Origin of the sequence: Flavobacterium sp., assembly GCF_044368995.1 — a bacterium.
Lineage (GTDB): Bacteria > Bacteroidota > Bacteroidia > Flavobacteriales > Flavobacteriaceae > Flavobacterium.
This window is the reverse complement of record NZ_JBIPMS010000047.1, coordinates 1-11,614: the sequence shown is the minus strand read 5'-3', so window position 1 is coordinate 11,614 and position 11,614 is coordinate 1. Positions and strand designations below refer to the sequence as shown.

Here is an 11,614-nt window from a genome sequence, read left to right as displayed (position 1 = left end):
GCATTATCAAATTGTGTAACATACAAATCTGAATCTTTTGCAGTGGTTACGGGTACGAAATTGGTAATGTCATCTGGAGTAATAATTACTCCACAAGCATGAATTCCTGTGTTTCGAAGAGAACCTTCTAATATTTTTGCTTGTTGAATAGTTTCTCCTGAAAGTGCGCCTTGATTGGCAATTTGAATTAATTCTTTTACTCGGTCAAATTCATCTGAACGAACGGCTTTTCTGACATCCTCTTCTTTTTCAGAAAGGAAACGGGCTAAATTCCATTTTCCAGGCATCATTGCTGGTATTAATTTTGCAATTCTATCTGCTTCGAATAATGGCAAATCTAAAACTCTAGCTGTATCACGAATTGCTGATTTCGTAGCCATTTTTCCATACGTAATAATTTGAGCAACCTGATTGGAACCATATTTTTTAATAACATAATCCATTACTTTACTGCGGCCTTCGTCATCAAAATCAATATCAATATCAGGCATCGACACACGATCTGGATTTAAGAAACGCTCGAAAAGCAAATTATATAACAATGGATCAATATTGGTTATCCACAAGCAATACGCTACTACTGAACCCGCTGCAGAACCCCTGCCTGGACCAACAGAAACGTCCATTTTTCTGGCTTCAGCAATAAAATCTTGTACAATTAAAAAATAGCCCGGATAACCTGAATTACTAATAGTTGAAAGTTCAAAATCGATTCGTTCTTTTATTTCATCACTTATTTCACCGTAGCGTTTTTTGGCGCCTTCGTAGGTTAAATGTCGCAAGAAGGCATTTTCACCCCGAACGCCTTTATCTTTTGTGTCTTCAGCATCGTGAAATTCTAAAGGAATATCAAATTTTGGCAGTAATACATCTCGCGAAAGCGAATATATTTCTATTTTATCTACAATCTCTTGAATATTACTTATGGCCTCCGAAGATTGCGGAAACAATTTTTTCATTTCGTTTGTAGATTTGAAATAATATTCCTGATTGGGCAATCCGTATCGGTATCCACGTCCACGACCAATCGGTGTAGCTTGTTTTTCACCCTCTTTCACACATAATAAAATATCGTGCGCGTTGGCATCTTCTTTATTAATGTAAAAAGTATTGTTTGTTGCAATTAGCTTTACATTATGCTTTTTAGAAAACTGAATTAGCGTATTATTTACCGCTTTTTCATCCTCTTGATTGTGATTCATTAATTCGATATACAAATCGTCGCCAAATTGTTCTTTCCACCAAAACAAGGCTTCTTCTGCTTGATTTTCTCCAAGATTCAGGATTTTATTTGGTATTTCACCGTATAAACTTCCCGTTAAAACAATAATATCTTCTTTATATTCTTTGATTAATTCTTTATCGATACGAGGCACATAATAAAAACCATCCGTATAAGCTTTTGAAGATAATTTGGCTAAATTATGATACCCGTTTTTGTTTTTAGCTAAAAAAACGATTTGATATCCGTTGTCTTTATTTGATTTATCTTTATGATTGTTACATACGAAAAATTCGCATCCAACTATTGGTTTAATGATTGTTTCTGTTGGTTGTTCGCCTGCTTCAACTAACTCTTTATTTTTAGCTTCGGCTGTTTTATTATGATTTAAAATGCCACTAACAAATTGAAAAGCACCCATCATATTGCCGATATCGGTAAGAGCTACTGCCGGCATTTTTTGCTTTACAGTGTTTTCAATTAAATTAGGAATAGAAATGGTAGATTGTAATATCGAAAACTGAGAGTGATTGTGCAAATGTGCAAAAGCAACATCTGAAATATCTTCCAATTTTTCTGGTAAAATTTCAATGTCTTTTGGAAGTTGTTGTTGTAATTTTTCTCTTAAAGTTGCTGAAGCCTGTTTTAAATTAACGTGTTTTAATCCGATTGGTTGTACCTCTGGATTGTTAGTTCTAAAAGTTGTGTAATAGTCCTCAGAAACGGGCAATTCTTTGAAATTAAAATTTCCGCGTTTTACTAATTCTAAAAAACAACGTGTTGTAGCTTCCACATCGGCAGTAGCATTATGGGCTTCTGCAAATTTTTCGTTAAATAAATATTCGTGTAATTCTGTTAAAGTGGGTAATTTAAATTTTCCGCCACGACCACCAGGTAATTTTAATAATAACGCTGTAGTTTCTGTACAAGTATCTAAAATAGGTATTTTCGTTAAATCGGTAGCTATTCCAAATCGATGAAATTCGCAACCCATGATATTTACATCAAAACCTACATTTTGTCCTACAATATAGTTGGCTTTTGATAAAGCGATATTAAATTTTCCAAGGATTTCGCTTAAACCAAAACCATCTTGATTGGCTAATTCTGTTGAAATTCCGTGAATTCTTTCCGCATCGAAAGGAATATTATAGCCTTCTGGTTTAATTAAATAATCTTGGTGTTCGATAAGGTTTCCCATATCGTCATGTAATTGCCAAGCAATTTGCACACAACGAGGCCAATTGTTAGTGTCTGTGATTGGAGCAGACCAACTTTTGGGTAAACCTGTGGTTTCGGTATCGAAGATTAAATACATAAATTAAAAATTCCAAATTAATAAATTCCAAATCTCAAAACTAGCAAACATTTTAAAAAAGTGAAAGATTTCAAAAATACAATTTATCTTTTTTTATGGCAATTTTAGTTATTAACAAAAACAAAAAACCACTCCTAAATGAAGTGGTTATTAATAATATAAGTTAAAAAAAATTATAAAATTGGTACTTTATAAAAAATTCCTTTATTAAAATTTATCACTGTTCCTTGTTCGTCAACTACATTAAATTTGAACGTTCCAGAATACAGATTGCCTTCAATTTTTTCAACAACAACTTCGCCATTGCTTTTTGATACATTTAAAACGGTAACTTTAGCATTGCCATTACCACCATTAAGCGTTATGAGATCACCTGGTTCATAACCAATTCCTCGACTTACAATAGTAGCGCCTGTAACCGCTCCTGAACTATTGGTTTGAATTTTTAACGTTAACCCATTTCCTGAACCCCCTGTAGTAGTTACATTATTTCCATTTAATGCAGCGTATCCAGTACCAGGAATTGTTACACCTTGTAATTTAAAAACTGGGCCTTCAATTATTGCGGTTTCATAGTATAATAATGATTGCTGATTGCTATAAGAATACGTAGCATTTACACCTTGATTTGTAGTTCCTAGATAATGAATGCCTACTGAATTTGGAACTGTTAAAGTAACTAATTCATTGTCTTTATATGCATTTATAGTAATGGATCCGCTTGGATTTGCGGTTACTTTTGTATCTGAAGCACGCCATGAAATATTGTCTTTTTCACCTAAAAATGCAGGTAAATTAGTTTTAATATCATTTTCACACGATGTCATTACTAAAACAAGGGCAAGAATCTGGACTATTTTTTTCATCAATACATTTATTAAATATGGATTACAAATATATATTTTATTTTTTAATCTGATTGGTATTTGATATAAAAAAAAGGCTTTTATAAAGGCTTTTTTTTAGTTATTTTTTAAATTAACGACTTCTTGTTCAGTTAAAACTCTCCAATTCCCTCTTGGTAAATTCTTTTTGGTTAGTCCTGCAAATACTACTCTATCTAATTTAATTACGTTGTATTTTAAGTGTTCGAAAATATTTCGTACCACTTTTACATTTGACGTTTTCATTTTTACACCAATTTCACTTTTGGCTTCACCGTCAATAAATGTAACTTCTTCTACAAATACTTTATGTCCTTCAATAGTGACACCACTTTGAATTTTTTCTAAATCTTCGTATTTTAAATTTTTATCTAACGAAACTTGATAGATTTTAGAGGAACGTTGATTTGGCGTTGTAAATTTTCTAACCAGGTCCGGGTCATTTGTAAACAATAATAATCCCGTAGTGGTTTTATCCATTCTTCCAATAGGCTCTAATCTAACATTTGAAGGGGATTTAATTAGTTGCAACACGTTGTTTGCACCTTGGTCATTCTTCTCTGTAGAAAAATTCTTAGGTTTGTTTAAAAGTATGTATTCTTTTTTCTCAGGTGTAATGTTCACGCCATCAAAATTAACTACATCGGAAAGTTTTACTTTATGTCCCATTTCTGTGACTACTTCACCGTTTACCTTCACATTTCCGCTTTGAATATAAATGTCGGCATCTCTACGGCTACAAACTCCTGAATTCGCAACATATTTATTTAATCTGATTTCATCTTTATCAGATTTTATTTTTACTACTTGTTGATTCGGCTTGTCGGTTCTACTGAACTTTGGAGCAGGTTTTTTTTCTGAAGAAAAAGATTTTCCTGATTCGTTTTTCTTAAAATCTGGTTTTTTACTTTCCGAAACTTTACCGCTTCTTTTAGCTCCTGACGATTTTCTCATGCTTTTATTTTTTTTGCAAAGATAGTGATTTTAAGTGAGAAGTAATAAGTATGAAATTGTATGTAGTGCTTATTGAAATAGCAGTAATTTTTGTACATTTTCAATTACGGTAGGTTTAATTAAAACAATACAGATTACACCTGATAAAAGTATAATTTTTAGTAAGAAATGAAGTTTTATATAATCTACTTTCCCTTCCGACTTCCATAATTTTAAAACAAAAATCAGCAGTAAAATATAACTTAAATAAAAGTAACTATCCATATAGCCTACATCAAACACATTAATAAGAAAATATACAGGAACGATAGTACATAATAACAATAATGAAATAACTTTTTTAGCGAAATTTTCTCCGAAATTAACAGGAATAGTCTGATAATTATTAGATAAATCGCCTTCAATATTTTCTAAATCTTTAATCATTTCACGAATTAGTATGATTAGAAATAAAAATGAAGCATGAGCAAAAATTACTTGATAAAAGTTTTTGAAATACAATAAAATTCCGAAAAAAGGCAAAACAGCTAATAAAGAAGCGAAAATATTTCCAATGAAAAATATTTTTTTAAGCTTATGCGAATACAACCAAATGGCAAAAATATAGACGGAATAAAACAAAGCCGCTCGCCAAGAAATCATAAAACCAAATAAAGCGGAAAAGAAATTTAACGTAAAATAAACTTGCAATTGGGTTTTTTGACTTACCAATCTGTCCAAATAGGATTTTTTAGGACGATTGATGATGTCTTTTTTGGCATCGTAAAAATTATTAATAATGTAACCCGAAGCAATAGCAAAAGTAGATGCAATTACTAAAAGGAACAATCTCCAATCTAAAATAACATCTAACGCTCTTTTTTCTGGAGCTAAGATAAAAATAGCGGATAAATATTGAGCAAGCGCAATTACAAATACGTTATAACCACGAACCACTGAAAAGAAACTGAAAATTTTGGTTAGTATTATTTTAGAGTTGCGGCTTAGCATCTTGTATAAGGTTTTGGTGTTGGGTGTTGGGTGTTGGGTTTTTCTCCTTAAACCTCATACCCTTTTCCTTATTCCTATTTTAAAATTGATAAACCATTTCTAATTTATAATCTTTTAAAGACTTTTTAGCTTTTTCAAAATCTTGAGTAAAACCTAAAATATAGCCACCACCACCAGAACCACATAATTTTAAATAATAATCGTTGGTTTCAATTCCGTTTTGCCATATTTGGTGAAATTGTTCTGGAATCATCGGTTTGAAATTATTTAAAACCACTTTTGATAATTCTTTAGTGTTTTCAAATAACGCTTTCATATCACCTTGTAGGAAGTTTTCTACACAAGAATCGGTATATTTTATAAACTGGGATTTTAGCATACTTCTAAAACCTTGGTCTTTTAAATTTTCCATGAAAATATTTACCATTGGAGCCGTTTCTCCAACAATTCCTGAATCTAACAAGAAAACTGCGCCTTTTCCGCTTGCTGATTGACTTGGAATTCCAGCCGCTTCAATATTATTTTTAGAATTGATAAGAATTGGCAAACTTAAATAACTATTTAATGGATCTAAACCAGAGCTTTTACCGTGGAAAAACGATTCCATATTAGAAAAAATCGCTTTTAATTGTAATAATTTTTCTCTAGTTAAGTTTTCTAAAACGGTAATTTTATTCGTTGCATATTTATCGTAAATAGCCGCTACTAAAGCACCGCTACTTCCTACTCCGTATCCTTGCGGAATACTAGAATCAAAATACATTCCTTTATTTACATCATTTTGTAACAACTCAATATTAAACGTTATCAAAGTTGGTTGTTCTGTTTGCAATTGTTTCAAATAAGCAACAAACTTTACTAAATTTAGGTTAGATTTTTTGGTTTCTTCTGTCGGATTTTCATCTGACTTCAGCGCACCTTTGTAAAAATTATAGGGTATTGAAAGTCCTTTAGAATCTTCAATGATTCCGTATTCTCCGAAAAGTAATATTTTTGAGTAAAAAAGTGGTCCTTTCATAATTTAGTGTTCAGTTTACAGTATTTAGTAATCAGATATTTTAGTAAAGATATAAATTTATTTCAAATCTTGTGCACCATTTCCAATTTCATCACAAATATACTGACCATTTTGACAATAGCCAACTAATTCGTGCTGAATAAATTGCAATATTTTTTCTTTAGAATTATAGGGATACAAAACATGTACATTAGCACCCGCATCTAACGTAAAACAAATCGGAGTTTGTGTATCGCTTCTGAACTTCCAAATTTTATTAATAATTTCTAATGTATTGGGTTTCATTAAAATAAAATAAGGCATCGACGTCATCATCATAGCGTGTAAAGTTAAAGCTTCACTTTCTACCAAACTCATAAATTCCGTTACATTTCCAGTTTCTAATAACGTAACAATTTTAGCAATATTATGATGTGCTTGGTCAAAACGTTGTTCGGCAAAAGGGTGGTTGTGCATTAAATTATGTCCAACGGTACTCGAAACTTGTTTTTCACCTTTATCAACTAACAAAATTGTGTCTTGAAAATTGTGAAAATTCTGATGTATATTTTCAAATGCAACTCCAAATAAGTCGGAGCTATTTTTTATGGTTTCATTTTTTCCCCAAGACACTACGTTTCCAATTATACTTCTACAAGCACTTCCTGAACCTAATCGTGCTAAAAAAGAAGCTTTTGCATAAAAATAAGCCTCGGAAATTTCGGGTTTTAACATCTTTTCTAAACTCATAATATTCATGGAAAGTGCTGCCATACCCGAAGCAGAAGAAGCTATTCCTGAACTATGCGGAAAGGTGTTTTGGGTGTCAATTGTAAAATGGTATTCTTTCAAATACGGACAATACAAATAAATTCTTTCAAAAAACTTTTGAATTTTTGGTTTAAAATCTTCTTTTGGTTGGCCTTCAAATAACAAATCGAATGAAAAACTATCTTTTTCAACTTTAGAAGAAATCGTAACTGATGTAATAGTTTTACAATTTTTCAAGGTAAAACTAATCGACGGATTGGCAGGAATTTGATCGCCGTTTTCTTTTTTTCCCCAATATTTTACCAAAGCAATATTACTTGGCGCACTCCACGAAAAAGATGCCGTATCTATTGAGTGATAATTTGAAAGAATAAAGTCTAAATCAGAATACATAAAAATTATTTTTTACAAAGATAGAAAAGGAAGTCAAAACTTAGTTGTCAGAAGTCAGAAGTTTTAAATATCTTTGAATAAAATTATCAAGATGAAAAAGTATTTAAGAATATCGTATTGCATAATTATTTGCTTAACCGTAGGCTTTTTCTCAGGAAAAATAACACAATCGTCTATAACCACTTGGTATCCTACACTTATAAAACCAGTGTTTAATCCGCCCAATTGGATTTTTGCACCCGTTTGGACGTTACTTTACATTTTTATGGGAATTGCAGCAGGATTAATTTGGAATGAAATTGAAAACAAACAAAAAGAAGTTAAAGTAGCACTACAATATTTTATTCTTCAATTGGGATTAAATGCGTTATGGTCTTATTTATTTTTTGGTTTACAAAATCTAGTATTAGCTTCAATAGAAGTGATTTTATTATTGCTAGTTTTGATTGAATGTTACAAATTATTCAAACCAATTCATACCTCAGCTGCAAAATTATTTATACCTTATATAGCTTGGGTTAGTTTTGCCTCGCTTTTGACTTTAAGTATTTTTTATTTAAACTAAATATTTTCAGCAACGATAAATCCGCTTGTCCAAGCATTTTGAAAATTGAAGCCACCAGTAATGGCATCAATATTTACCACTTCACCAGCGAAAAAGACTTTTGGTAAAATTTTACTTTGCATCGTTTTAAAATTAATTTCTTTTAAATCGATGCCGCCTGCGGTTACAAATTCTTCTTTAAACGTGCTTTTCCCGTTTACCTGAAATTCAGCTTGTGTCAACTGATTGGCCAAACTATTAATTTGCTTATTCGTCACTTCAGCCCATTTATAATCTAAAGCAATGTCTGAAGCGGTTACAATATTTTCCCACAATCGTTTTGGAAAATCAAACGGACAAAACTTGCCAATTAGTTTCTTATTATTTGTTTCTCTAATTGCTTTTAATTGGTCGATGGCTTCCTCAAAAGACACCTCATCTAACCAATTGACTAACAAAGCGAAACAATATTTTTTATCAAATAATTCTCTGGCACCCCATGAAGAAAGTCTTAAAATCCCTGGTCCTGAAAGTCCCCAGTGAGTAATTAAAAGTGGGCCTGAAGACGCTAATTTGGAATTTTTTATTTTGATACTGGCTTGCGCCGAAAGTCCCATTAAATCTTTAATTCTTTTATCGGTAATATTGAAAGTAAATAATGACGGAACGGGTGATACAATTTCATGTCCCATTTCATGCATCATTTCCCAAATTTTAGGATTGCTTCCTGTGGCGATTACAATTTTATCTGCAACAAAAACATCGTGTTGGGTCTCCATTTTCCATTGTTCGTCCTTGTTAAAATATAAAGATTGCACGCTTTGTGAAGTGAATACTTTTATGCCAAATTTCTTGACATCTTTTTCAAAACAATCAATTATCGTTTGAGAATCATTAGTAATTGGAAACATTCTTCCGTCTTCTTCAATTTTTAATTCGATACCTCTTTTCTCAAACCAATCTATCGTATCGCCAGAACAAAATTGCGAAAATGGCCCTTTTAATTCTCTTTCACCGCGCGGATAAAACTTAACTAAATCGTTCGGGACAAAACACGCATGCGTAACATTGCAACGTCCACCACCAGAAATTTTAACCTTAGTTAAGCATTCTTTTCCTCTTTCGAGAATGGCTACACTAAGTTGCGGATTTTTCTCTGCAATGTTAATAGCTGCAAAGAAACCGGCTGCGCCACCGCCTATGATTATGATGTTGAATTGTTGCATTTGAAGTTTTTATTATAATCCTTATTAAAGGGAGGAATAGTTACTGGTTAATTTTTCAGACCTGACAGGTTTTTGAAACCTGTCAGGTCTGAAATTATTTTTTTAATTGGCTAATTGCCATAACTTTTTTAACGTTGTAATTTCTTCCGCATTTGAGCTCCCACTTAGTACACTGAAAATGAGAAAAATATTTTTTTTGATGCGGATAAAACTTAAAACGAGGTTAAAAGTAGCACTTTTTTGAAAAAATATAACTATTTTCACGGTCTAAAATAAAAATGAAAAATGAAAAACAACAAACTATTCCTATTAATCATCATTTCATTGGTTATTGGTATTGCCTTAGGAGGCTTGGTACATTACCAGTTTCCTGAAGCTATTGATACCTTCTCAAAAAATATAAAATTACTTGGAACCATTTTCATTCGATTGGTTCAAATGATAATTGCACCCTTAGTATTTTCAACTTTAGTGGTTGGAATTGCCAAAATGGGCGATATGAAAATGGTAGGACGAGTAGGCGGAAAAGCCATGGCTTGGTTTATTTCTGCTTCCTTAATTTCCTTGTTGTTGGGAATGGTTTTAGTCAATTTTTTCGAACCTGGAAAAGGCACCACAATTAAATTAGATGACGCCTCGAGTGCTTCTGAATTGTTAGAAAACTCAAAAGGATTTTCATTAGAAGAATTTGTAAAACATGTTATCCCAAAAAGTTTATTTGAAGCATTAGCCACCAACGAAATCTTACAAATTGTGATTTTTTCTATCTTATTTGGTGTGGCTTTAGCGGCATTTAGTAAAAAAGAAGCCAAACCTATAATTAAATTATTAGATTCCGTTTCGCATGTGATTTTAAAAATGGTTACTTTTATTATGTGGACGGCTCCTTTAGGCGTTTTAGGTGCTGTGGCAAGTGCTATTGCCAAACACGGTTTTGAGGTGTTTACCCTTTACGCGAAATATTTAGGTGCATTTTTAATTGGAATACTATTACTTTGGTTAATCCTATTAACTGTTGGTTATATCATTTTAGGAAAACGATTATTTGTGTTGTTGCAACGCATTAAAAGTCCGTTATTAATTGCCTTTTCTACTACAAGTTCTGAAGCTGTTTTTCCAAAAATGGTAGAAGAATTAGAGCGTTTTGGGTGCCAACCAAAAATTGTGTCTTTCACATTGCCACTGGGTTATTCTTTCAACCTTGACGGAAGTATGATGTACATGACTTTTGCCAGTATTTTCATCGCGCAAGTGTATGGTATAGAAATGAGTTTACCTGAACAACTTACCATGCTTTTAGTTTTAATGTTAACAAGTAAAGGCGTAGCGGGAGTACCTAGAGCTTCATTAATTGTAGTAGTTGCTACTTGTGCTATGTTCGGTATTCCGCCAGAAGGAATTGCTTTAATTTTGCCAATTGACCATTTTTGCGATATGGCCAGAAGTATGACCAATGTGTTAGGAAACGCGCTTTCAACAGCAGCTATTGACAAATGGGAATCTAAACACGAAGCCGCACAAGAAATTGGAATTAAGTAATGATTTTCGCTAAAAAATAAAAATTGAACCCCATGAAATTCATCGTAGACCTACTAAAAAACAGCATATCCAACCTATTCATACAAGTCCAAGAAATTGACTCTGAATTTAATTGGACCAAACTTTTTAATCCAGAATTTTACATTAACTTAGAATTAGGTGGCGTTCCAATCGGAATTTACATGGTTTTATTTATTGTATTTGCCGAAACTGGTTTGTTTATAGGATTTTTTCTTCCTGGTGATAGTTTGTTGTTTTTATCTGGAATTTATTGTGAAGCTTTGGCGAAACCTTTAACTTTTTTACCTCCAGGTTATTCGCCAGTTTTTGTGATAGCGACATTGATTGCACTTTCTGGAATAATTGGTAATATTTTTGGTTATTGGTTTGGATCTGTTTACGGGAAAAATTTATATCAAAAAAAGGATGGTTTTTTCTTTAAGAGAAAATACCTAGACCACTCCGAAAGTTTCTTTCAAAAGCATGGTGGCGTTGCCATAGTTTTTGCAAGATTTTTACCCATTGTAAGAACTTTTGTCCCTATTATTGCTGGAATTGTACACATGAAAAAAAGCAAATTCATGTTGTATAATATTATAAGTTCTATTTTATGGTCGTTTATTTTGGTGTATGCGGGGCATTATTTATACGGCTTATTTTTAGAAAAATTTGACATTGATTTAAAACATCATATCGAAAAAATCATACTAATTTTAGTAGCTGTAACTACATTTCCTTTAGTAATGAAAGCCATTAAAGCAAGAAAATTCGGGAAA

At 32.1% G+C, this 11,614-nt stretch carries 10 protein-coding genes; 3 read left to right on the top strand and 7 right to left on the bottom strand.

Annotated elements, in window-relative coordinates; genetic code table 11:
• The 6 genes from dnaE to mvaD form a co-directional block, all read right to left on the bottom strand.
• On the bottom strand, positions 1-2,540 hold a 2,540-nt coding region (dnaE, locus tag ACIQ2I_RS05000), incomplete at its 3' end, for a DNA polymerase III subunit alpha (protein WP_396181335.1).
• A gap of 173 nt (positions 2,541-2,713) precedes the next feature.
• Positions 2,714-3,406, bottom strand: a complete 693-nt coding sequence (locus tag ACIQ2I_RS04995; protein WP_396181334.1) for a DUF6252 family protein — start codon at positions 3,404-3,406, stop codon at positions 2,714-2,716.
• Between the two features lie 96 nt (positions 3,407-3,502).
• Positions 3,503-4,378 carry a pseudouridine synthase gene (locus tag ACIQ2I_RS04990; protein ID WP_396181333.1) on the bottom strand — a complete coding sequence of 292 codons (876 nt, stop codon included), beginning with the start codon at positions 4,376-4,378 and terminating at the stop codon, positions 3,503-3,505.
• Positions 4,379-4,447: 69 nt separating this feature from the next.
• The gene (locus ACIQ2I_RS04985) at positions 4,448-5,368 is read right to left on the bottom strand and encodes a geranylgeranylglycerol-phosphate geranylgeranyltransferase (protein ID WP_396181332.1); all 921 of its coding nucleotides are present in this window, start codon (positions 5,366-5,368) and stop codon (positions 4,448-4,450) included.
• Positions 5,369-5,447: 79 nt separating this feature from the next.
• The gene (locus ACIQ2I_RS04980; RefSeq protein WP_396181331.1) at positions 5,448-6,386 is read right to left on the bottom strand and encodes a mevalonate kinase; all 939 of its coding nucleotides are present in this window, start codon (positions 6,384-6,386) and stop codon (positions 5,448-5,450) included.
• Positions 6,387-6,443: 57 nt separating this feature from the next.
• Positions 6,444-7,529 (bottom strand): diphosphomevalonate decarboxylase, encoded by a 1,086-nt coding sequence (mvaD, locus tag ACIQ2I_RS04975; RefSeq protein WP_396181330.1) that lies wholly within the window; start codon positions 7,527-7,529, stop codon positions 6,444-6,446.
• A gap of 91 nt (positions 7,530-7,620) precedes the next feature.
• On the opposite strand from mvaD, the gene ACIQ2I_RS04970 reads away from it, so the two are divergent.
• Entirely contained in the window at positions 7,621-8,094 is a 474-nt protein-coding gene (locus ACIQ2I_RS04970; RefSeq protein WP_396181329.1) for a TspO/MBR family protein, read from the top strand.
• Here ACIQ2I_RS04970 and ACIQ2I_RS04965 read toward each other — a convergent pair.
• Positions 8,091-9,299 (bottom strand): NAD(P)/FAD-dependent oxidoreductase, encoded by a 1,209-nt coding sequence (locus ACIQ2I_RS04965; RefSeq protein ID WP_396181328.1) that lies wholly within the window; start codon positions 9,297-9,299, stop codon positions 8,091-8,093. The genes ACIQ2I_RS04970 and ACIQ2I_RS04965 overlap by 4 nt on opposite strands.
• A gap of 285 nt (positions 9,300-9,584) precedes the next feature.
• Here ACIQ2I_RS04965 and ACIQ2I_RS04960 point away from each other — a divergent pair, with 285 nt between their 5' ends.
• Both ACIQ2I_RS04960 and ACIQ2I_RS04955 read left to right on the top strand, forming a co-directional pair.
• The gene (locus ACIQ2I_RS04960; RefSeq protein WP_396181327.1) at positions 9,585-10,838 is read left to right on the top strand and encodes a dicarboxylate/amino acid:cation symporter; all 1,254 of its coding nucleotides are present in this window, start codon (positions 9,585-9,587) and stop codon (positions 10,836-10,838) included.
• A 32-nt stretch (positions 10,839-10,870) separates the two neighbouring features.
• Positions 10,871-11,614 (top strand): DedA family protein (locus ACIQ2I_RS04955; protein ID WP_396181325.1); only part of this gene is annotated, 744 nt, incomplete at its 3' end.